Source organism: Ensifer adhaerens (assembly GCF_000697965.2).
Taxonomy (GTDB): domain Bacteria; phylum Pseudomonadota; class Alphaproteobacteria; order Rhizobiales; family Rhizobiaceae; genus Ensifer; species Ensifer adhaerens.
In genome coordinates this window covers 1,531,590-1,553,003 of sequence record NZ_CP015880.1, presented here as the reverse complement: position 1 = coordinate 1,553,003, position 21,414 = coordinate 1,531,590, and the positions used below count along the sequence as shown (strand labels likewise).

At 62.3% G+C, this 21,414-nt stretch carries 21 protein-coding genes, 1 tRNA gene and 1 riboswitch; of the genes, 10 read left to right on the top strand and 12 right to left on the bottom strand.

Annotation, left to right across the window (positions count from 1 at the left end; translation table 11 throughout):
- Positions 1-10 precede the first annotated feature (10 nt).
- A complete protein-coding gene (locus FA04_RS07445; protein ID WP_127889067.1) occupies positions 11-439 on the top strand; it encodes a response regulator in 429 nt (142 codons plus the stop codon).
- 142 nt (positions 440-581) lie between these two features.
- On the opposite strand, the gene gcvP is transcribed toward FA04_RS07445, so the two are convergent.
- The 3 genes from gcvP to gcvT are packed head-to-tail and all read right to left on the bottom strand — an operon-like array spanning position 582 to position 4,964.
- The gene (gcvP, locus tag FA04_RS07440) at positions 582-3,446 is read right to left on the bottom strand and encodes an aminomethyl-transferring glycine dehydrogenase (protein ID WP_034794312.1); all 2,865 of its coding nucleotides are present in this window, start codon (positions 3,444-3,446) and stop codon (positions 582-584) included.
- Positions 3,446-3,808, bottom strand: coding sequence for a glycine cleavage system protein GcvH (gene gcvH / locus FA04_RS07435; RefSeq protein WP_034794310.1), 363 nt, complete (start codon positions 3,806-3,808; stop codon positions 3,446-3,448). The genes gcvP and gcvH overlap by 1 nt, the downstream gene beginning before the upstream one ends.
- Before the next feature lie 16 nt (positions 3,809-3,824).
- On the bottom strand, positions 3,825-4,964 hold the full coding sequence (gene gcvT, locus FA04_RS07430; protein WP_034794307.1) for a glycine cleavage system aminomethyltransferase GcvT: 1,140 nt from the start codon (positions 4,962-4,964) through the stop codon (positions 3,825-3,827).
- Positions 4,965-5,104: 140 nt separating this feature from the next.
- Positions 5,105-5,192: riboswitch (glycine riboswitch) on the bottom strand.
- Between the two features lie 162 nt (positions 5,193-5,354).
- Here gcvT and FA04_RS07425 point away from each other — a divergent pair.
- On the top strand, positions 5,355-5,744 hold the full coding sequence (locus FA04_RS07425) for a hypothetical protein (RefSeq protein ID WP_034794303.1): 390 nt from the start codon (positions 5,355-5,357) through the stop codon (positions 5,742-5,744).
- A gap of 95 nt (positions 5,745-5,839) precedes the next feature.
- A complete protein-coding gene (locus FA04_RS07420) occupies positions 5,840-6,826 on the top strand; it encodes a copper chaperone PCu(A)C domain-containing protein (protein WP_034794300.1) in 987 nt (328 codons plus the stop codon).
- A gap of 22 nt (positions 6,827-6,848) precedes the next feature.
- On the opposite strand, the gene FA04_RS07415 is transcribed toward FA04_RS07420, so the two are convergent.
- Positions 6,849-7,205 (bottom strand): hypothetical protein, encoded by a 357-nt coding sequence (locus FA04_RS07415; RefSeq protein WP_034794298.1) that lies wholly within the window; start codon positions 7,203-7,205, stop codon positions 6,849-6,851.
- Positions 7,206-7,404: 199 nt separating this feature from the next.
- On the opposite strand from FA04_RS07415, the gene FA04_RS07410 reads away from it, so the two are divergent.
- Positions 7,405-7,833, top strand: a complete 429-nt coding sequence (locus tag FA04_RS07410) for a nuclear transport factor 2 family protein (RefSeq protein WP_034794296.1) — start codon at positions 7,405-7,407, stop codon at positions 7,831-7,833.
- On the opposite strand, the gene FA04_RS07405 is transcribed toward FA04_RS07410, so the two are convergent.
- Positions 7,830-8,144 (bottom strand): chaperone modulator CbpM, encoded by a 315-nt coding sequence (locus tag FA04_RS07405; RefSeq protein ID WP_034794294.1) that lies wholly within the window; start codon positions 8,142-8,144, stop codon positions 7,830-7,832. The two genes, FA04_RS07410 and FA04_RS07405, sit on opposite strands and share 4 nt — an antisense overlap.
- A 3-nt stretch (positions 8,145-8,147) precedes the next feature.
- A complete protein-coding gene (locus tag FA04_RS07400) occupies positions 8,148-9,062 on the bottom strand; it encodes a DnaJ C-terminal domain-containing protein (RefSeq protein ID WP_034794292.1) in 915 nt (304 codons plus the stop codon).
- Positions 9,063-9,289: 227 nt separating this feature from the next.
- Between FA04_RS07400 and FA04_RS07395 the strand changes: the two genes are divergently transcribed.
- Together FA04_RS07395 and FA04_RS36355 are read left to right on the top strand one after the other, a co-directional pair.
- On the top strand, positions 9,290-9,532 hold the full coding sequence (locus FA04_RS07395) for a hypothetical protein (protein ID WP_034794289.1): 243 nt from the start codon (positions 9,290-9,292) through the stop codon (positions 9,530-9,532).
- Positions 9,533-9,725: 193 nt separating this feature from the next.
- On the top strand, positions 9,726-9,851 hold the full coding sequence (locus FA04_RS36355; protein ID WP_255380881.1) for a hypothetical protein: 126 nt from the start codon (positions 9,726-9,728) through the stop codon (positions 9,849-9,851).
- A 90-nt stretch (positions 9,852-9,941) separates the two neighbouring features.
- Here FA04_RS36355 and FA04_RS07390 read toward each other — a convergent pair whose 3' ends face one another.
- The 5 genes from FA04_RS07390 to FA04_RS07370 all read right to left on the bottom strand — a co-directional run bounded on the left by FA04_RS07390 (position 9,942) and on the right by FA04_RS07370 (position 16,597).
- A complete protein-coding gene (locus tag FA04_RS07390) occupies positions 9,942-11,615 on the bottom strand; it encodes an ABC transporter ATP-binding protein/permease (protein ID WP_034794286.1) in 1,674 nt (557 codons plus the stop codon).
- A 25-nt stretch (positions 11,616-11,640) separates the two neighbouring features.
- A complete protein-coding gene (locus tag FA04_RS07385) occupies positions 11,641-12,960 on the bottom strand; it encodes a glucoamylase family protein (RefSeq protein ID WP_064816994.1) in 1,320 nt (439 codons plus the stop codon).
- A gap of 124 nt (positions 12,961-13,084) precedes the next feature.
- Entirely contained in the window at positions 13,085-15,541 is a 2,457-nt protein-coding gene (locus tag FA04_RS07380) for a phosphoketolase family protein (protein WP_082936510.1), read from the bottom strand.
- A gap of 202 nt (positions 15,542-15,743) precedes the next feature.
- Positions 15,744-16,409, bottom strand: coding sequence for a CBS domain-containing protein (locus FA04_RS07375; protein WP_034803496.1), 666 nt, complete (start codon positions 16,407-16,409; stop codon positions 15,744-15,746).
- Between the two features lie 98 nt (positions 16,410-16,507).
- Positions 16,508-16,597, bottom strand: a tRNA-Ser gene (locus FA04_RS07370).
- Between the two features lie 311 nt (positions 16,598-16,908).
- Here FA04_RS07370 and FA04_RS07365 point away from each other — a divergent pair.
- The 4 genes from FA04_RS07365 to FA04_RS07350 all read left to right on the top strand — a co-directional run bounded on the left by FA04_RS07365 (position 16,909) and on the right by FA04_RS07350 (position 20,977).
- Complete coding sequence (locus FA04_RS07365; RefSeq protein WP_034803494.1) at positions 16,909-17,943, top strand: septal ring lytic transglycosylase RlpA family protein; 1,035 nt, start codon at positions 16,909-16,911, stop codon at positions 17,941-17,943.
- A gap of 63 nt (positions 17,944-18,006) precedes the next feature.
- Entirely contained in the window at positions 18,007-19,167 is a 1,161-nt protein-coding gene (locus FA04_RS07360; RefSeq protein WP_034803492.1) for a D-alanyl-D-alanine carboxypeptidase family protein, read from the top strand.
- Between the two features lie 83 nt (positions 19,168-19,250).
- Positions 19,251-19,952, top strand: coding sequence for a dTMP kinase (tmk, locus tag FA04_RS07355; RefSeq protein WP_034803490.1), 702 nt, complete (start codon positions 19,251-19,253; stop codon positions 19,950-19,952).
- A complete protein-coding gene (locus FA04_RS07350) occupies positions 19,949-20,977 on the top strand; it encodes a DNA polymerase III subunit delta' (protein ID WP_034803488.1) in 1,029 nt (342 codons plus the stop codon). Before tmk ends, FA04_RS07350 begins: the two co-directional genes overlap by 4 nt.
- Here FA04_RS07350 and FA04_RS07345 read toward each other — a convergent pair.
- Complete coding sequence (locus FA04_RS07345; RefSeq protein WP_034803487.1) at positions 20,972-21,277, bottom strand: nucleoside triphosphate pyrophosphohydrolase family protein; 306 nt, start codon at positions 21,275-21,277, stop codon at positions 20,972-20,974. The genes FA04_RS07350 and FA04_RS07345 overlap by 6 nt on opposite strands.
- Between the last annotated feature and the right edge of the window lie 137 nt (positions 21,278-21,414).

Sequence of the window (21,414 nt, the reverse complement as noted above, 5' to 3'; positions counted from 1 at the left end):
GCGGAACAAGGTGACCTCGACGCCAAAGCGATTGCTCTTGGTGGAAGACGACGCGCACGATGCGCGTTTCGTGATGCGCGCCTTTGCCCAGATCGACAAATCGATCGAACTCGTCCTGGTGACCGACGCGGACGAGGCCGTGGAACAGCTCTCCAGCGGGCACTTCGACTACATGCTGATGGATATCAAGCTGCCCGGCAGCGATGGGATCGAGCTCCTAAGGCGCGTGCGCAAGAGCCGTGCCACTGCGCTCATCCCGATCATCGTGCTGACGTCCTCGATCAATCCGGCCGACGTGCTTCACTGCTACGGTGCCGGCGCCAATGCCTATGCGGCAAAGCCGTCTTCGGTCATCGAATATCGTCGCTTCGCCGAGGCGTTCATTCGCTTCTGGGTCGAAAGCACAATCCTGCCACCGGGCATGAGCGCGCGCCGATAGGCCAGCTGTCTTCACGCGATCGGTAATACACGCCACGTTTTTTTGGGGAATGGGGTCGAGCGCACAGGCGCGCATCCGTCCGGGCGCAGCCGCGCCGGAGAAAACAACCGGCGGAGCATTGCTGCTCCGCCGGTCGATGTCGTTACTCTGCGGCTTCCGCGTAGCTTTCGAGCGGCGGGCAGGTGCAGACGAGGTTGCGGTCACCGAAGACGTTGTCGACACGATTGACCGGCGACCAGTACTTGTCGACCCGGAAGGCGCCCGGCGGGTAGCAGGCCTGCTCGCGCGAATAGGGGCGATCCCATTCGCCGACCAGGTCTTCGACCGTGTGCGGAGCGTTCTTCAGCGGGTTATTGGTCTTGTCCATGCGACCTTCCTCGATCGCACGGGCTTCCTCGCGGATGGCAAGCATTGCCTCGCAGAATCGGTCGATCTCGGCCTTGGTTTCCGATTCAGTCGGCTCGATCATCAGAGTTCCGGCAACCGGCCAGCTCATGGTCGGGGCGTGAAAACCGCAGTCGATCAGGCGCTTGGCGACGTCGTCAACGGTCACGCCGGCGCTTTCGACCAGCGGGCGGGTGTCGATGATGCATTCATGCGCGACACGCCCCTTCGACGACTTGTAGAGCACCTCGTAGGCGCCCTTGAGCCTTGCTGCAATGTAGTTGGCGTTGAGGATCGCCACCTTCGTCGCCTGGGTCAGGCCTTCGCCACCCATCATCAGGCAGTAGCTCCAGGAGATCGGCAGGATCGAGGCCGAACCGAAGGGAGCCGCCGAAACCGCGCCGTCCTGGCCGTCCGTTTCCGGGTGGCCGGGCAGGTATGGCGCCAAATGCGCCTTGACGCCGATCGGGCCCATGCCGGGACCGCCGCCGCCGTGCGGAATGCAGAAGGTCTTGTGCAGGTTGAGATGGCTGACGTCGGAGCCGATGTCGCCGGGGCGGGCAAGGCCGACCATGGCGTTCATGTTGGCGCCGTCCATGTAGACCTGGCCACCGTGCTTGTGCACGATCTCGCAGACCTCACGCACATTCTCCTCGAACACGCCGTGCGTCGAAGGATAGGTGATCATGCAGCACGAGAGATTGTCGGCATACTGCTCGGCTTTCGCACGGAAATCTTCCATGTCGATGTCGCCGTTTTCGCTGACCTTGATGACGACCACCTTCATGCCGGCCATCTGGGCCGACGCAGGGTTGGTGCCGTGCGCCGAGGTCGGGATCAGGCAGACGTCGCGATGGGCGTTGCCCTGCGCAAGGTGGTATGCACGGATCGTCAGGAGACCGGCATATTCGCCCTGTGCACCGGAGTTCGGCTGCATGGAGATCGCGTCATAGCCGGTGACGGCGCAGAGCTTCTCCGACAGGTCTTCGATCATGTGCTGGTAGCCAGCCGCCTGATCCTTCGGCACGAAGGGATGGATCTCCGAGAATTCCGGCCAGGTGATCGGCAGCATCTCGGCGGTCGCGTTCAGCTTCATCGTGCACGAGCCGAGCGGGATCATCGCCCGATCGAGCGCCAGGTCGCGGTCCGACAGACGGCGGATGTAGCGCGTCATCTCGCTTTCGGCGCGGTTCATATGGAAGATCGGGTGCATCAGGTATTCGCTGGTGCGCAGCAGCGGCTGCGGCAGGCGGTAACCCGGCTCGAACTCTTCCACCTTGAAGTCGCCACCGAAGGCGCGCCAGACGGCTTCGAGCGTGACGGGGCGCGAGCGCTCGTCGAGGCTGATGCCGATCTTGGTCTCGCCGATCTTGCGCAGGTTCACTTCCTCGGCGACCGCGGTCTTGAGGATGATGCCCTGCAGCTTGCCGACTTCGACGGTGATCGTGTCGAAAAACACATCGGGCTCGACCGTGTAGCCGAGCTTTTCGAGACCCATGGCGAGACGAACGGTCTTCTGGTGAACGCTCTGGGCGATCGCCTTGATGCCCTTCGGTCCATGGAAGACGGCGTACATCGAGGCCATGACGGCGAGCAGAACCTGCGCGGTGCAGATGTTCGACGTCGCCTTTTCGCGGCGGATGTGCTGTTCGCGGGTCTGCAGCGACAGGCGGTAGGCGCGGTTGCCGCGCGCGTCGACCGAGACGCCGACGAGACGGCCGGGCATCGAGCGCTTGTGTGCATCCTTGACGGCCATATAGGCCGCATGCGGACCCCCATAGCCGACCGGAACGCCGAAGCGCTGGGTGCAGCCGATGGCGATATCGGCGCCCATTTCGCCAGGCGACTTCAGAAGCGCCAGCGCCAGCGGATCGGCGGCAACGGTCGCGATAGCGCCAGTCTGGTGCAGGCGGGCAATCAGGCCGGTGAAGTCGTTCACATGGCCGTAGGTGCCCGGATACTGGAAGATCGCGCCGAAGACGTCGACCGGATCGAGATCGGCGAAGGGATTGCCGATGACAATCTGCCAGCCGAGCGGCTCGGCGCGGGTCTTCAGAAGCGCGATCGTCTGCGGATGGCAGTTTTCGTCGACGAAGAAGGACTTGGCCTTCGACTTCGAGACGCGCTCGGCCATCGCCATCGCTTCAGCGGCTGCGGTCGCTTCATCGAGAAGCGACGCGTTGGCAACGTCGAGGCCAGTCAGGTCGCAGACCATGGTCTGGTAGTTGAGCAGCGCTTCGAGGCGGCCCTGGCTGATTTCCGGCTGGTAGGGCGTATAGGCCGTGTACCAGGCCGGGTTTTCCAGGATGTTGCGCTGGATGACCGGTGGCGTGATCGTGCCGTAGTAGCCCTGGCCGATCAGCGACACGAGCTTCTGGTTGCGGTTGGCCGTTTCGCGCATCTTGTCGAGCGCCTCGCGCTCGGTCATCGGCGCGCCCCAGGCAAGCGGCGTTTTCTGGCGGATCGACGGCGGCACGGTGTCATCGATCAGCGCATCGAGCGTCGGGTAACCGACGACCTTCAGCATCTCGTCCATTTCGGCCGGCGACGGGCCGATATGACGCCGATTGGCGAAGTCATACGGCTTGTAGTCCGTAAAGGTGAAATCCTTGGGCATGCTCATCAGGCGACGAGCTCCTTGTAGGCCGCTTCCTCGAGGAGGGCATCGGCATCGCTGGGGTTGGCAAGCTTCAGCTTGAAGAACCAGGCAGCACCCTGCGGGTCGCTGTTGACGAGCGACGGGTCGTCGACGATCGCCTGGTTCACTTCGACGATTTCGCCGTCAAGCGGACAATAGACGTCGGAAGCTGCCTTGACGGATTCGACGGTGGCGGCGCTATCGCCCTTGGCAAAGTTCGAGCCGGTTTCCGGCAGTTCAACGAAGACGAGATCGCCGAGCTGGCCGGCGGCATGCTCGGTGATGCCGACGGTTGCGACACCAGCTTCGATCTTCAGCCACTCGTGTTCCTCAGTGAACTTCAACATGTGCGCTCTCTCCTGATCAGCGTTTGTAGGTTTGTTTGACGAAGGGAAGGGCGGCGACCGCCACCGGCAGGTACTTGCCGCGCACTTCCGCAAAAAGGGTGGTGCCGTTCTCGATATGGCCGGCATCGACATAGCCCATGGCGACCGGGCCATCGACCGAGGGGCCGAAGCCACCCGAGGTCACCTGGCCGACCGGGGTCTTGCCCTCGGCATCGGCAAAGAGGTTAGCGCCGCCGCGAACCGGCGCGCGTCCCTCGGGCTTCAGGCCGACGCGGCGGCGCGAGGCGCCAGCGGCGAACTGGCCGAGGATACGATCGGCACCGGGGAAACCACCTTCGCGGGCGCCACCGGCGCGGCGCGCCTTCTGCAGTGCCCATTCGAGCGCCCCTTCGACCGGGGTCGTGGCGGTGTCGATGTCGTTGCCATAGAGACAAAGACCGGCTTCAAGGCGCAGCGAATCGCGGGCGCCAAGGCCGATCGGCTTCACATCGGGATGTTCGAGCAGGCGTTGGGTAACATCGACGGCGGAGGCAACGGGAATGGAGATCTCGAAACCGTCTTCGCCGGTATAGCCCGAGCGGGAAATGATGCAGGTGACGTCATGCAGGTCGGCTTCGGCGACGTCCATGAAGCGCATGGCGGAGACATCAGCCCAGAGTTCGCCGAGCACGGCTTCGGCGTGCGGGCCCTGAAGCGCGATCAGCGCGCGATCGTCGAGCATCGTCACGTCGCAGGTATCGGAGAGACCGGCCTTCAGGAGCTCGAAGTCGGCGTCCTTGCAGGCGGCGTTGACGACGAGGAAGAGATGGTCGCCGCGGTTGGTGATCATCAGGTCGTCGAGGATACCGCCTTCGGCATTGGTGAAGAGGCCATAACGCTGGCGGCCCTCGGCAAGGCCGAGCACATCGACCGGCACCAGCTTTTCGAGCGCCAGGGCCGCGTCCTCGATCTTGCCGGACTTCGGCCGAACGATGACCTGGCCCATATGCGATACATCGAAGAGACCGGCAGCAACACGGGTGTGCTGGTGTTCCTTCATCACGCCATCGGGGTACTGCACCGGCATGTCGTAACCGGCAAAGGGTACCATGCGGGCGCCCAGCGAAAGGTGCAGCGCATGCAGCGGCGTCTGTTTCAAATGAGGATTGTTTTCCAAATCCGGCCTCCAGGTCTGGCGCTCCCGCGCCGGCTCACACTTCCGGCGTCAATCGCCGTCGATTCGAGCCCCCTCTGTCCCTTTGCCTGAGATTGTTATCCCTTCGGCGAGCGTAAAACGCTTCTCTCCAGAGTCCTACCGGCACCTTGCTGGTCCTTTGGCCTGAGAGTTTCCGGGGCGGTTGCTCCTTCGGCACCGGAGTGAACCGGCTTCTCCCAACAAGATCGTCTCCAGATAACGGCGAAGGCCAGAGCTTGGCAAGGGGGCGGTGTCGCGCCGAAACACATTTTTGTCGCATGACCAAAAGACGCAGCCGGGCAGGGTGCGGCAATTCTGCCTTTGCATTCTTCTCCGGTTGAGGATAACCCAAGACAGATACCGGGGATAACCATGACAGGGCGCGACGGAAAATTCGGGATAGCAGTGCGGCTGATCGCCGTCTTTGCGCTCGTTTTCCTGACCTTTGCCCACAAGCCGCTCAGCGCCAAGAGCCTGAGCCCGGCTGAAATTTCCGCCTATCAATTGCCTGACGGAACGATCGCCGAAATCTGCTTCGGCATGGATGGCGTCGACCACGAAAGCGGCAAGGGCCAGGCGATGGCCCCGGTCTGCGAGGCCTGCCGTCTTTCGGGCTCTATCCTGCTGCCGGCTCCGCCAACCGAGAGCGTTCGCGCCGAAACGGGCGCGTGGCAGGTTTCGACAGCTGTCGCTGAATACGCGACACCCCATCAGCATCTGCGGTTGCTGCCGCCTTCGCGCGGGCCTCCGGCGCGTTCGTAATTCTCCTCTCGCATCCCAATACAATTTGCCGCGTTCAAGCGGCTTGGACCACCGGACATCGGGCAAAGCCCGGCGCGTGGTCAGGAGATTACGACATGACAAAGACCAGGATCGTTTCGCTTTCGCTCGGCCTTACCCTTGCCGCAAGCGGCATCGCCCACGCCCATGCCACCTTCGAGAAAGACACGGCGCCGGTGGAGACCACCTTCAAGGCGGTGCTGCAGGTTCCGCATGGCTGCGACGGCAAGCCGACGACGGAAGTACAGATCAAGCTGCCGGAAGGCTTCGTCTTCGCCCAACCGCAGCCGAAGCCCGGCTGGGAAATCGAGATCATCAAGGGCGATTACCAGAAGACCTATGACAATCACGGCAAGAAGGTCTCGTCCGGCCCACTGGAGATCCGGTGGAAGGGCGGCAATCTTCCCAACGAATACTACGACACCTTTGTCGTGCGCGGTAAAGTCTCGGGCTTCGACAAGGAGACTGTGCTGGCCTTCCCGACCACGCAGCTTTGCGGCACCGAAGGCAAGGTCGTCTGGGACCAGGTGGCTGCCGAGGGCCAGAACGCACATGACCTGAAAAGCCCGGCACCGACCGTAACGGTGACGATGGCCGATGCCGCCGATCCGCACGCCGGCCATGGCGGACATATGGCTGCGGCCGGCGGCTCGGCGAAGGTCGGCGATCTCGATATCTCCGGTGGCTCGGTGAAGGCCATGCTGCCGGGCGCCAAGGTCGGCGGCGGCTTCCTGACGATCAAGAACGGTGGGGCAGGTGAAGACCGGCTCGTTGCTGTCGAGAGCCCTGCGGCCGCGCGTGTCGAGATCCACGAGATGAAGATGGAAAACGACGTGATGCGGATGCGCAAGCTCGACGACGGCGTGGCATTGCCGGCCGGCGAAACGGTGGAGCTCAAGGCCGGCGGCCTGCACCTGATGTTCATGGACGTGAAGACGCCCTTCAAGGAAGGCGATACGGTTCCCGTCACGCTCGTCTTCGAAAAGGCCGGCAAGGTCGATGCGACGTTCCCGGTCGGCTCGGCCAAGGGCGGTGAGGCAGCCGGCGGCCAAAAGCATCATTGACCCGAGAAACTGCGATTCCGCCTCAGGCGGCGTCGCTTTCATCCTCCTGGCCGGCGGGCTCATCCTGCCGGCCTTCGTTTTCCTGCTTCTCGGAACCACCGTCGTCATCGCGCATGAATTCGAGATAGCGGCGCAGGGCTTCGGCTTCCGAGCGCTCCGGCAGACGGCCGTCGGCCGTGGCTAGCATGAAGGAGAGGGGCAGGGCGCCTTTGGTCTTCGGGATCGAGACCGGCGTCAACTTGGGCTCTTCGGTGCGCCGCGCCGAGAGCAACGTGATCGCTTCATCGGTCGGACCGTCGCCGCGCACACGTGCAGACGGCTTCAGCGCTTCTGCCGCATAAGCCGCCGTCGTTGCGGATACTGTGACGACCTGTGTCACGTTTTCTCTGCCTTCCCGTTAGCAATCCATTCTTGTCGCTCAGTTTCACCTGAAGGCGGGTAAAAACTGGTGGTTGCATTTTAGGAAAACTCTAACGATGGTCACTGCGACCGGTGCGAAGCGGGCCGGAACACCACTAATACTTGCGCGATCGCTAAAGTTAAAACACACTCGTTCTAATAGAAACGGGGAGGCTGTCATGACTGAGCGAAGCATGCTGGAATTCAGGGTGCGGGCCCTTTATCTCGCCCGCGATGTCAACGACCTCGACACCATGATGGCGCAACTTGATCCGGACTTCAGCTTCCGCATCGTGGGAAGCGGCAGGCTCGGCACGATGGCACTGGCCGTCAACACGCCGGAAACAGTGCGCGACAGTTTCACGACGCTCGTCAAGAACTGGGACCTGAGCGAGATGGAGATGGTCGGCTGCTATGCCGATGGCGATACCGTCATCGTCCACCGCGCCGGCTTTGTTCGCTTCATCCCGTCGCAGACCCGCGAGCGAACCGAGATCATCGACAAGTTCACGTTCCGGGACGATCGGATCGTCGACCTTACGGAGTTCGTCGATACCCTGTTTGTCGCCGAAACGGTCGGGCTGCTGAACGAGCCGGCCGTCGCCTAATCCTCCTCGGCGCTCGACAAGATGAGCTTTTGAACCGCCGGCTCCTGGGAGCGAATGGCGTTCATCAACACCGCTAGGCGACCCCGTAGGCTGTGGACCTGGTCGAGCAGTTGCATGGCCACGTCGACGCCGTTGTCATTGACCCCCATGGGGCCCGTCAGATCCTGGATCAGACGCGCGCGCGCAAGGTCGGCATCCTCGAACAGCCAGCCGGCGTCAGCCTCCTGGGGCATCAGCCAGCGCTGCTCGACCCAGATGCGCAGAACCTTGACCTCGATATCGAGATGTTCGCAAAATTCACAGTCGTTCATAGGTCATCCTCCCATGCCCTTGCGCGGATCTTCCGTCTTGCCGGCGGCCCAGCCTTCGACGAAGGCGGAAAGCGCCGGGTCGGGGGCCTGCGGCAGCACGATCTTCAGGCTGACATAAGCATCGCCATGGCCACCGCCCGGCTTGTGCAGTCCCTTGCCCTTCAGCCGCAGTGTCTTGCCCGTGTTGGTGTGCGGAGCAATCGAAATGTTCACGGCACCATCGATCGTCGGAACGCGGATCTTGCCGCCGAGCACGGCCTCGCTCAGCGATATCGGCACCTCGTAGCGCACGTCGTCACCATCCGTGGCAAAGAGCGGATGCGGGCGGACGCGGATGTCGATCAGCGCGTCGCCGGCCGGTGCGCCGTCGCGACCCGGTTCTCCCTTGCCGCGCAGCCTCAGCGTCTGGCCATCGCGCGTGCCGGGCGGAATGGTCAGGTCGAGCGCCGGTCCGCCGCCGGGCAGGGTGATCTGGGTCTTGGTGCCGTTCGCCGCGTCGAGAAATGCGATCTCCATCGAGAAATGGGTATCGCGACCGCGCTGGCGCTGCTGCTGCCCGCCCGCGCGCCGTGAAAAGAAGCTCGAAAAGATATCGTCCGCTTCGGCAAAATCAGAAAAGCCATGCGCGCTTTCGTAACGTGCCCCCGCATCGCCTGATTGGGCATAGTCGCGGTAGTAGTGCCGGGGCGGCGTTTCCGCTCCGGTCCCGTCGATCTCTCCGCGGTCGTATTTTCCGCGTTTGTCTTCGTCTCCAAGCAAGGAATAGGCCGCTGAAACCGCCTTGAAGAGGTCCTCCGCGCCCTTGTCTCCCGGATTGAGATCCGGGTGCAGCTTCTTGGCAAGCTTGCGATAGGCGCTCTGGATGTCCTTTTGCGTCGCGTCGCGGCTGACACCGAGCGTTTCGTATGGGCTCGTCATGCGATCTCCTTTGGGCGAGCGCGGATCGACCACGTTCCCCGAGCCTTGCCGGGCCGGCGCGTGCGTCTTCAATCGCTCGCCTAAAAGCATAGAGCAGATTTGCGCCCGCAACAGGGGCGAGACGCCGCGCGAACTCCACCATTTCGCGAATGAGAGCGGTCTGCTACAATCCGCCGCGCAAATGCACGCTTAAGGGGCGTAGCGCCCCGAAGCTTCGGGAGGTCGAAATGTCCGTCCGCCTGCAACTCGCGATCATGGTCGGCCTGATGATCAACGCCATCGTGTTCGCCATCGGGATCCTGATCGTTCTGTCGGTACCGGCCCTCACGGCCAACGCCAAATATGCGATCCCGATCGTGGTCGTCAGCTGTTTCCTCGTCACGCCGTTCATCGCCTGGATCATGGCGCCGCGACTTCGGCTGCAGTACTGGAGAGAGCGCGAACAGACCAACCGGCAGCGCCCGATCTAGGCGACCTTTTCATCCATTGTTGACCGTGTCCGGATTGCCGCCCCATAGCGGGCGGCAATCGTTGAAGATTGCATCTTCAACGATCATAGATTTTGTTATACCACCATTTTAGTACTTGTTTTCTAACCGGCTCCGCCTCAGATTCTCCCAAGTCTCAAGGACATAGCCGGCATGCAGGCCAGAAGGGGACTTCATGAGAACGATCGTATTGTTGCTTGCGCTCACCACGCTGGCCGCCTGTTCACAAACCTACAATGGTCCGCCGCGGGTCGTCGGCGGTGATGGCGACTACTACCAGGGCATCGTCGCGCCGCGGTAGGTGCCGGCGTCAGAATCGGTCATCGGGCGATCGCTCGGCGGGGCATGCCGGTCAGGTCTCGGCCTTGAGTGCGTGCCGGGATGGGGCTGATCAAGTCCGATCGTCTTTCCACGTCCAGCTGCCATCCTCCCGGCAATCCAGGAAGGCGCCGTAAAGGTCGCGTGTATCGCCTTCCTCGCCGTTGTTGATGCAGGTGATCGAACTCTGGCGGAGAAGGCTCAGGGTGTTGCGCAAGGCCTCACGACCAAGCGTTGCCTCGATCCGGTCGAGAAACACATACCGTGGCCTGGCGAGAAGCACCTTGGCGAGGGCCAGGAGCTGCTGGTCGCCCAAGGACATATCCCGATCCTGTTCCTTCTCCAGCCCCTCGGCGCCATCGGCGAGCCCATCGAGACCGAGGCTGCGCAAGACATTGAGCACCTGGCTATCGGAGATGCCTTCGGAACTTCCAGGCGGCAGAAGATATTGCCGAAGAGGACCCGGCGGCAGATAGGGTCGTTGCGGCAGAAACATCAGACTTTCCGGGCGCTCGATCCGCCCGGTGCCGGGGGTCGGAATTCCCGCGGTGGCCCGGAAGAGCGCAGCCCCCGCGGCCGCATGCGGCCCTGAGATCAGCACAGGCGTTCCCATTGGGATCGACAGCGACAGATCGCGAAGCAATGGGTGGGTGACTGCCGATCCCAGCGTTACCTGGTCAAAGGCCAGATCGCCGTCTTGCTTCACCAGTTCGATGCTCGAGACGCTGCTTTTTCGGCTTTCCTCGATCGCCTCCAGCAAGGCGCTCAGTCGAGAAACGACGACGGCGAAATTCGAGATCGAGTTGAACTGCCTGACGATCAGCGAGAATGCGCCGACAAGCATGGCGAAGGCTGCACCTGATTGGGTAATCACCCCAAACTCGATTTCGCCGCGCATGAAAGCCGGAGCGATGATCAAATCCGGGATGATCTGGATCATCCAGTTGTAGCCGCTGGTAAAAAAGGCCAGGTTGCGATTGACGGCGGTAATCGTCAGGATGTTGACGACCAAGGCATCGAGGCGATCTAGCAATCGCGTCTTCTGCTGCCCCTCGACGCTGGTCACCATCACCGCTTCTGCGTTTTCGCGCAGGTGCATGAGGCTCGACCTCAAGTTCGCCTCCCTGTCGAGCCGCTCATAGTTCAGGCCGATCAGCGGCCGACCGAGCACGATCGTCATATACGAGCCGCAGGCGGCATAGAAAACAGCGACGACAAACAGCAGCGGGCTGATCGACCAGAGCACGCCTGAGAACGTCACCACCGTCAGCGTGCTGCTGAACAGCATGATGATGTAGGAAAGCGTGGTGACGGTGAACGCCTGGATGTCCTCCGATATCCGCTGGTCCGGATTGCTTAGCGTCCCCGAGACTTCCACGCGATAATAGGTCTCCTCCTCCAAATAGAGATCGACGGCGCGTCTCGTCATGAATTCACGCCACAGCAGCGCCAGCCGTTCTTCGACAAAACGTGCGATAACACCGGTGACGGTGAGAACGGCAAAGACGCAGACGTAGAAAACCGCTTGCTGAATGAACTCGTTCATCTGGCGCTCGGCGATCGCCGTCATAAAGTTTCGGCCGACGTAGTTGTTGACGACGTTGAGGCCGTTCAGACCGAAAAGCAGCGCAATAAGCCCGGCAAACATCAACTTGGCACGGCCTCCGACCTCGGAGGTCAGCAGCATCCGGACAGCCCGTGCGAAGCGAAGTGCGGTTGTTCTGATCGGCACTGGCTGGCTGTCCATCAGAGTACCTTTGTTGCTTTGGCCGTCAGAGCCAGCCGCCGGAGAAGCCTGCCCGTCGCAATCCCACCACCATCGGCTCGCAGCGGCGCATGATGTTCCACAGCAGGCCGGTCCTGTAGTTCTCGATCATCAGCACCACGGGGCCTTGGTCGATGCCGAAATGATAGGGGCTGACCCACCAGCCGGATTCGGTTCCTTCCGCCGGAAAGCTGCGGTTGAAGGAGGGCCTGAAGCCGTAAAGCCTGGTCATGCCGAGATTCATACGGGCACAATTCCAGACCGTCGGAATGACGATTTCCGGCGCGAAGGGCAGGGAGGCGACGACTGCCCAGGGCGACACGGTCCCATCGTCAGGACCGAAGGGGGCGCCGCGGGCGATGTAGTCGAAGAACTCCCGCTTGACACCGTTCACCGTGCGCTTGGTCCAGCCGGGACCGTCGCTTGCGGTGAAGCCCCAGCAATGCTCGCCGTAGCCGACGAAATTCAGCGGGTTGCGGATGGCATATTCCTGCTGGACGAAGGTCGCGTGGCGACTGTTCTGGAAATAGTCGCTGTTGTGCTCGCGCATGAATTCGTCGCGGATGCCGCGGAAATCGACCCACATATGCGAGAGTTGGTGGGTGAAGAGCGGTCCCGAATAGAGCAATTCGCGCCCGTAAAGGTTCCGCCAGTCGTAGCTTGCGGTGTAGGCCGCATAGGCTTCCGGCGGGAGTGGGTGGGTCGGTGAGCCGAGTCCGAGGATGTAGAGGAGCAGGCCCTCGTCGTAGCCGCGCCAGCGATAGGGGATGAAGCCGTTTTCCGGCCGCCAGCCGTGGGTGAGCGTCAGCCCGTGATCGCAGGCCCAGTTCCAGTCGGCCCGTTCATAGAGCGCGTTTGCCACCCTGCGGATTTCAACTTCTTCGGCGCCATCGCCGTCGAAATACGCGGCCACTGTCAGAGCGCCCGCGAAAAGAAAGGCGGAGTCGATCGTCGAAAGCTCGCACTCCCAAACGCGCCTGCCGGTCTCGATGTCGAGGAAGTGGTAGAAGAAGCCCTTGTAGCCGGAGGCGTCGGGTTCCGGTCCCTGCGGGCACTCCAGGAGAAACTGCAAGCGCCGACGCGCGATCTTTGCGGCAAACTTGCGGATGACGATGCCGCGCTCGACCAACACCGGGATCGTCGCGAGCGCCATGCCGACCGCGGCGATGCTTGCGGGCGCGTCTTCCTGCGTCTTGTCACGGACCAGGCCGTTGTCCGGGTTGGTGCAGTGGAGATAGTAGAGCAGCGTCGTGAACTGCAACCGGGCAAGATCCTGCTCGGTCGGCATGCGGTTCAGTTCGGGATCTGTCGACAGCAATTCCGACATGGCAGCCAGCCGCAATGACGATGAGGGTTCGTTCGTGTCGTGTGCGCGAGACGCTCCTTGCGGAGCGGCTCGCAAGCTCAGGCAAGCCGGGCAGGGTGATCGTCAATCCAGCCGTGCGCGGGCCTTAGACATTGTCCCCTTCGGTCGATGTCCCAGCCTTGGCAGGCTGCGCCCCGTTAACGCCCCATTTCCAGCCGCTGATCGAGGGCATGTCGTCGCCATGCTTCTCGATATACTCCCGGTGCTCGATCAGCTTGGCCTGGATCGCCTGCTTGAAGTAGGCCGCCCGCGCGCCGAGCTGCGGCAGGCGATCGATGGCATCGCCGGCCAGGTGGAAGCGGTCGAGTTCGTTCAGCACCACCATGTCGAACGGTGTCGTGGTCGTGCCTTCTTCCTTGTAGCCGCGAACATGCAGGTTGCCGTGATTGGTGCGGCGATAGGTGAGGCGATGGATCAGCCACGGGTAGCCGTGGAACGCAAAGATGATCGGCTTGTCCCTTGTGAAGATGCCATCAAAGTCGCTGTCCGAAAGGCCATGCGGGTGTTCTTCCGCCGGCTGCAGCTTCATCAGGTTGACGACGTTGACGACCCGGACCTTCACTTCAGGCAGATGCTCGCGCAGCAGCTGGACGGCGGCGAGGGTTTCCAGCGTCGGAGTGTCGCCGCAGCAGGCCATGACGACGTCCGGCTCACTGTTGGCGTCGTTGCTGGCCCAGTCCCAGATGCTCACACCCATGCTGCAATGGCGCACGGCCTGTTCCATCGTCAGCCATTGTGGGCCCGGCTGCTTGCCGGCGACGACGACGTTGACGTAGTTGCGGCTGCGCAGGCAATGGTCGGTGACCGACAGCAGCGTATTGGCATCCGGCGGCAGGTAGACGCGGACGACCTCAGCCTTCTTGTTGACGACATGATCAATGAAGCCCGGATCCTGATGGCTGAAACCGTTGTGATCCTGCCGCCAGACATGGGAGCTCAGGAAATAATTGAGCGACGCGACCGGCCGGCGCCAGGGGATCTCATTGCAGACCTTCAGCCACTTGGCGTGCTGGTTGAACATGGAATCGATGATGTGGATGAAGGCTTCGTAGCAGGAGAAGAAGCCGTGGCGCCCGGTCAAGAGATAGCCTTCAAGCCAACCCTGGCATTGATGCTCGCTCAAGACTTCCATGATGCGGCCATCCGGTGAGAGGTGATCGTCCTCGGGATAGATCTCGGCCATGTAGCAGCGGTCGGTGACCTCGAGCACATCCTGCCATCGGTTGGAGTTGTTTTCGTCCGGGCTGAACAGCCGGAAGTTCTTCGCGTCCATGTTGTTCTTCATCACGTCGCGCAGGAACTTGCCCATCACGCGCGCCGCTTCCACGGTCGTGGCACCCGGGCTCGGAACGTCGACGGCGTAGTCCCGGAAGCCCGGCATTTTCAGGTCGCGCAACAGCAGGCCGCCGTTTGCATGCGGATTGTCGCTCATGCGGCGATGTCCGGATGGGGCGAGCGCCGCGATCTCGGGCTTCAGCCGGCCCTCGTCACTGAAGAGTTCTTCCGGGCGATAGCTCTTCATCCATTGTTCGAGGATGCGGATGTGCTCGGGCTTGTCCATCTCGCCCATCGGCACCTGGTGCGCGCGCCAGTAGTCCTCGCATTTCTTGCCGTCGATTTCCGGCGGGCAGGTCCAGCCCTTTGGCGTGCGGAAGATGATCATCGGCCAGGCCGGGCGCTTCAGATTGCCCCTGATGCGGGCATCGTCCCAAATCTGCCGGATTTCGGCCGTCGCCGTATCGAGCACGTCTGCCAGTTGCTGGTGGACCTTTGCCGGATCATGCCCTTCGACGAAATAGGGTTTGTAGCCCATGCCCTCGAAGAACTTCTTCAGCTCGTCGTGCGGAATGCGGGCGAGGAAGCAGGGATTGGCGATCTTGTAGCCGTTCAGGTGCAGGATCGGCAGAACACAGCCGTCGCGGGCAGGGTTGAGGAACTTGTTGCTCTGCCAGCCGGTCGCAAGCGGCCCGGTCTCGGCCTCGCCATCGCCGACGATGCAGGCAACGACCAGATTGGGATTGTCGAAGGCGGCACCATAGGCGTGGCTGAGCGCATAACCAAGCTCGCCGCCCTCATGGATGCTGCCGGGCGTTTCCGGCGCCACATGGCTCGGGATGCCGCCGGGAAAGCTGAACTGCTTGAACAGCCGCTGCATGCCTTCGGCGTCTTCGGCGATGTTCGGATAGAACTCCGTATAGGTCCCTTCCAAATAGGCATGCGCCACCAGAGACGGCCCGCCATGGCCGGGACCGATGATATAGATCATGTCGAGGTCGTCACGTTTGATGACGCGATTGAGATGCACGTAGAGCATGTTGAGGCCCGGCGACGTGCCCCAATGGCCGAGCAGGCGCGGCTTGATGTGCTCGCGCTTCAGCGGTTCGCGCAGAAGCGGATTGTCGAGCAGATAGATCTGCCCGACCGACAGATAGTTCGAAGCGCGCCAATAGGCGTCCATCAGGCGGAGTTCGTCGGCCGACAACGGTGCTGCTGATTTTCCGGATGCCGTCTCTTTCATCGATGCTGTTTCAGGCGAAACCATCTGAGCCTCCCGGTCAAAAGGACCTATGCTGAAATTCCCTCCAGCTTGCCGTCGCGCAAGCCATCGCAGTCTCTCGAATTCGCTACGGTCGTTGCTGTTTTTTCGGCGGGCAGGATGGTGGAACGCTTGAAGTTGGAACGACAGCAGCAGGAATACGCTTGCAGCGCCGCGGACACATGCCGCGGCGGTCTCGACGCATATCTTATTGCGGATAGGGCTCGGCGTAGTGCTCGACCACGCCGCGAACGCCGCGCACGTTCTCAGCGAGGATGCGGGCCGCCTTACGGCAATCGGCGGTATCCACGTTGCCCCAGAGGTGCACGATGCCGTCGGTCACGGCGACCTTTATGTCCAGGCCTTCAAGACCGGTATTTTCGCCGATGCGCACCAGGATACTGCGCCGGATGGCTTCGTCGCCGGCCGCCGTCTCGTCTTGCTTTGCGGACAAGATCGCCTGCAGCAGATCGGCGCGACTGACGATACCGACAACAAGGCCGTTTCTAAGCACCGGTACACGCTTGATGCCGCGCTCCCGCATCAGAGACGCGACGCGCGCGACCGAGGCATCCTCATCGATGGTCACGGGATTGGCCGTCATGGCATCACCGACCCTCCAGGAGGATCGGCGCACATAGGCGCTCGCCCGCTCGTCCGCGGCCCCGGCCGGGTCGGCGACCGGAATGCCGCCGCCAAGCTCGCTCCGGCGAATGAGGTCGCCTTCGCTGATGACGCCCACCAGGGCTCCATCACCGTCGACCACGGGAAGGCCACTGACATGATTGTCGAGCATGATCCGGGCTGCCTGCCTGACGCTGTTGTCAGGGGACAGCTTGACGACCGACGTCGTCATTACATCTTTAACGCGCATGTCGATCCCGCTCCCCAAAGGACTTGGCACCGTCATTTCGCTTCGTAAGGTAGTCCCATCTCGTCGGTTCGACAACTAATGGGTGGAGAAAAGGGAAATGGCGGACAGGGTGGGATTCGAACCCACGGTACGGTTTCCCGTACGCTGGTTTTCAAGACCAGAGCCTTAAACCACTCGGCCACCTGTCCTTGCCTGAAGCACCGCGCGACTGCGTGCCGGGCACGGCGTTATTGCGCGAAGCCTTGGCGCTTTGCAAGAATTAACATGCGTCGCTGCAAGATTTTCTCGACCGCTTTGAAGAGCAGGCGCCGGGCCCGATCACGTTAACCAGCCGTAAACCATAACTCACGAAATGCGGAGCCGGCCTGTGGATGAGTTCGCATTTTTGCCTTGATGATGTCATGAATACACACCTGTTCCGTTTCGGGACGTCGAGATTTCCGCTGGGGGTAAGCGGCAGGTTTCGAGTACGGCTTTATCGATCGATGTTGTGGGACAGATGACCTCCAATAAAAATGCGGCATATCTGGTCAAGGGACTGCGCCTTGCGGCGATCCCGGCACTGTGCGTAACGCTTGCCGCCTGCGGCTCCACGTCGAATGTCAAGAAAACTGCGCGGAGCAAGGAGTACTTTCCTGAATCCGTCTATGGCGTAAAGGCGAGCCCGCGCGTTGCCACCGGCAACAAAATCCCGAAGGGCGGCGGACGCTTTCAGGTCGGCAAGGCCTATCAGGTCAAGGGCAAGTGGTACCAGCCCAAGGAAGACTTCGGCTATAACAAGACGGGTATGGCATCCTGGTACGGCTCCGCCTTCCACGGACGCCTGACCGCCAACGGCGAAGTCTACGACAAGGCGCATCTGTCGGCCGCCCATCCGACGTTTCCGCTGCCGAGCTACGCCCGCGTCACCAACATGGAAAACGGCACCTCGGTCATCGTGCGCGTCAACGATCGCGGCCCCTACGAATACGGCCGCATCATCGACGTTTCCTCGAAAACGGCAGACCTGCTCGACATCAAGCGCAAGGGCAGCGCACAGGTGAAGGTGCAATATGTCGGCCGCGCACCGCTCGAAGGTAACGACATGCCTTACCTCATGGCGTCCTATGTCGAGAAGGGCCAGCGCGGCCCGAGCATCATGCCCGAAGGGCAGATTGCAACCGGCGTGATGGTTGCCTCGAACGAACCGTTCCGCAAGCAAAGCCTCGGCACCATCACCGTGCCGGCCAAGGCGTCGCTCGACGTCAGCGAACCGGTCACCGCGATGGCCGCGCCCGTGCCGCAGTTTGCCCAGCAGCCGGCGTCGTTCAACGAATTCGTCATGCTGCCGGAAATCGGCCCGATCCCGCGCGAGCGGCCGGAGTACATTCCGATGCCCGACGGCAACATGGCCTATGCGGCTGCCTATTACGAAGTTCGCGTCAGCGACGCCGAATCGCCCTTCGAAGCGATCATGGTCGACAAGAAGCAGCTAACGCCGCAAGTCATCGTCGACTACGCCAAGCGCCAGAAAACGAACGGTTCGGCCCGTTAACAGTTCTCGGCGTTGTGCCAAAATGACCACGCTGCTATGCCCGAGGGGAAACCGGAGTTTCCCATGCGCATGAAGATGCTTTCGGCCGCTTTCCTTGGCCTTGCGTTGTTTGCCGGCGCCGCATTCGCGCAAACGCCGGCACCCGCCTTCGACACCAAGGCAAAGCAGATCCTGCTGGTCGATGCAGAAACCGGCACGGTGCTTTTCTCGCGTGCCGAAAACGACCCGATCCCGCCAGCCTCGCTTGCCAAGCTGATGACCATGGAGGTCGTCGCCGAGGCGCTCGGCAAGGGCGAAGTCTCGCCCGAAACCCTCTACGACGTATCGGAGCATGCGTGGCGGACCGGCGGCGCGCCGGCCGGCACCTCGACGATGTTTGCCGCTCTGAAGTCGCGCATCCGGGTCGCCGATCTCCTGCAGGGCGTGGCCGTTCAGCTGGCCAACGACGCCTGCATCATTCTCGCCGAGGGCATGACCGGCAGCGAAGGTGCATTTGCCGAGCGCATGACGGCGCGCGCGCGCGAACTCGGCATGCCGGTCGCGACCTTCCGCAACGCGACCGGGCTGCCCGATCCCGGCAACAAGATCACAATGAGCGAACTGGTGACGCTCGTCCGCCACCTGCACGAAGCGCATCCCGATCTCTACCGGCTCTATTCGCAGCCGGAATTCGAATGGAACAAGATCCTCCAACGCAACAAGAACCCGCTGATCTCCGCCAATATCGGCGTGGACGGCCTGGCAACGGGCTTTGCCGAAGGTTTCGGCTTTTCGCTCGCCGCGTCGCTGCAACGCGGTGACCGCCGCGTTTATCTCGCGATGGGCGGCCTTGAAACCGACAAGGAACGCATCGAGGAGAGCCGCAAGGTTCTCGACTGGGCGATGACCGCCTTCGAGAAGAAGCGGATCTTCGCCGACGGAGAATCGATCGGCGAGGCGGCCGTCTATGGCGGCGACGCGTCTCACGTCGCGTTGGTGGCCGGTGGTCCGGTCGACGTGCTGCTGCCGGTCAACAATCCCGAGCGGCTGACGGCGCGCATCGTCTACAAGTGGCCCTTGCGGGCGCCGGTGACGGCCGGCACGGAAGTCGGCGTCGTCAAGCTGTGGAACGGCGAGAAACTGTTGCGCGAGGTCCCGGTCAAGACGGCCGGCGCGGTGGGGCAGGGAACCCTGACGAGCCGCGCGGTCGACGCCCTGCAGGAACTGCTTTTCTTCTGGCTCTGAGCCGCGCTCACTGGAATGCCTCTCCAAATCGTCACCTGACGGTTTCGCCCGGAGGACCAATCGGCTAAACAGGGCCAAATCGCATGCCGATACGGGAAAGCATGGTGTCGCTGAAAAAAGGTCTATTCGTAACATTCGAAGGCGGGGAAGGTGCCGGCAAGTCGACGCAGCTCCGCCTGCTAGCCGATTCCCTGCGCGCCCGCGGCTACGAGGTACTGACGACGCGCGAGCCGGGTGGTTCTCCCGGCGCCGAGGCGGTGCGTCACGTGCTGCTTTCGGGGGCTGCGGAATCCTTCGGAGTGCGGATGGAGGCGATTCTCTTTGCCGCAGCCCGCAGCGACCATGTCGAGGAGGTCATCCGGCCATCGCTCGACAAGGGCATTATCGTGCTTTGCGACCGCTTCATGGATTCTTCGCGCGTCTACCAGGGCATCACCGGCAATCTCGAACAAAGCTTCGTCGAAAGCCTGGAGCGGGTAGCAATCGACGGTGTCGTGCCGGACCGCACCGTGATCTTCGACCTGCCCGCCAGCGTCGGCCTCGAGCGGGCGCAACGCCGCGCCGGCGACGACAATCCCGATCGTTTCGAAAAGGAACAGCTAGAGACCCACGAGAAGCGGCGCGACGCCTTTCTCGACATTGCCAGACGCGATTCCGAGCGGTGCCGGGTGGTGGATGCGACGCAGCCGGTTGAGGCCATCGCCGCCGAGGTGCTTTCGCTTGTCGAAGCACTTCTGCCGCATGGCGACGGCACGGACACGTCCGCCGAGGAAGCCGTGTCATGAGCGAAAGAGCCGGGGTCCTTGATGGCGCCATTGCGCCCGCTGAGAACAATCGCCTGTTCGGCCATGAGCAGGCGGAAGCCTTCCTGGCGCAGAGCTATCGCTCCGGCAAGGGGCACCACGCGATCCTGATCGAAGGGCCGGAAGGGATCGGCAAGGCGACGCTTGCCTTCCGCTTTGCCCATCACATCCTAAAAAATCCTGAACCGGCCGATGCGCCTGAAACGCTTGCCGACCCGGACCCGACCTCTGCGATCGGCAGGCAGCTTGCCTCCGGCGCCTCACACAATCTCCTGCACCTGGCCCGCCCGATCGATGAAAAGACGGGAAGGGCGAAGGGGGCGATCACCGTCGACGAGGTCCGGCGCGCGGGCAAGTTCTTCAGCCAGACCTCCGGCACGGGCAATTGGCGCATCGTCATCATCGATCCGGCCGACGATCTCAATCGCAATGCGGCCAACGCCATCCTGAAGATCCTCGAGGAACCGCCGCGCCGCTCGCTGTTCCTGGTGCTGACGCATGCACCCGGAAAACTGCTGCCGACGATCCGCTCGCGCTGCCTGCCGCTGCGACTGAAGCCGCTCGACGCAGCACCGCTCGGCCAGGCATTGGCCCATCTCGGTTTCGATCTCGAGGGCGAGAATGCCGGGCGCATCATCGCAGCCGCCAGCGGCAGCGTCGCCGAGGCGCTGAAGCTGATCAACTATGGCGGACTGGAAATCGCGGCAACCTTCGAGGGCATCCTTGCAGGGCAGGGACCGTCTGTCCGGAAAAACATGCACAAGCTCGCCGATGCCCTCGCCGGCAAGGACAGCGAAACGATCTTCGATTTCTTCCAGGCCCTTGCCAGCGATCGCATCATGCGCGAGGCGCGGGAGGCGGCCGTTTCGGGCGATATCATGCGCGCCGAACGCTTCGCCCGACTGTCAGCCTCCGTGACCGAGCGACTGACGGTCAGCGATGCCTATAATCTCGACCGAAAGCAGACCATTCTGTCGCTGCTCGACGATATGAAAGCGGCGCTATAGCGCCGGCTGAAAACGCCATTTTCGCTCGATCGCCGCCTGGAGGTCCAGCTTGTGGTGTTGCGCGAAGAGCAGGACGTGCCCAAGAAGGTCTGCGGTCTCGTCGGCCATCTGTGCCCGGAGGTCGTCCGGCGATTTCCCCTGGGACCGCCCGCGACCGCTCAGCTTGTTCCAGGCCTGGGTCAGTTCCCCCATTTCCTCCTGCATCTTCAAAATGAACCAGTCGGGGTCGCGCTCGATCCCGTGCGCAGCGGCATAGCCGGCCGACGCGGTTTCAAATTGGCTGCCAAGTTGATCCAGCACGACTCACCCCTTCATTTGTTTCCTGTTTGTTCTAAATCTTGCACGCGGGGCGCGCAAGGAGGAGGGCGGTGGCGGCGGCCGCTTCGGCCGGGCTTTTCATGGATCGCATGTTTCTTCCTAACAGCGTATGCGCTAAG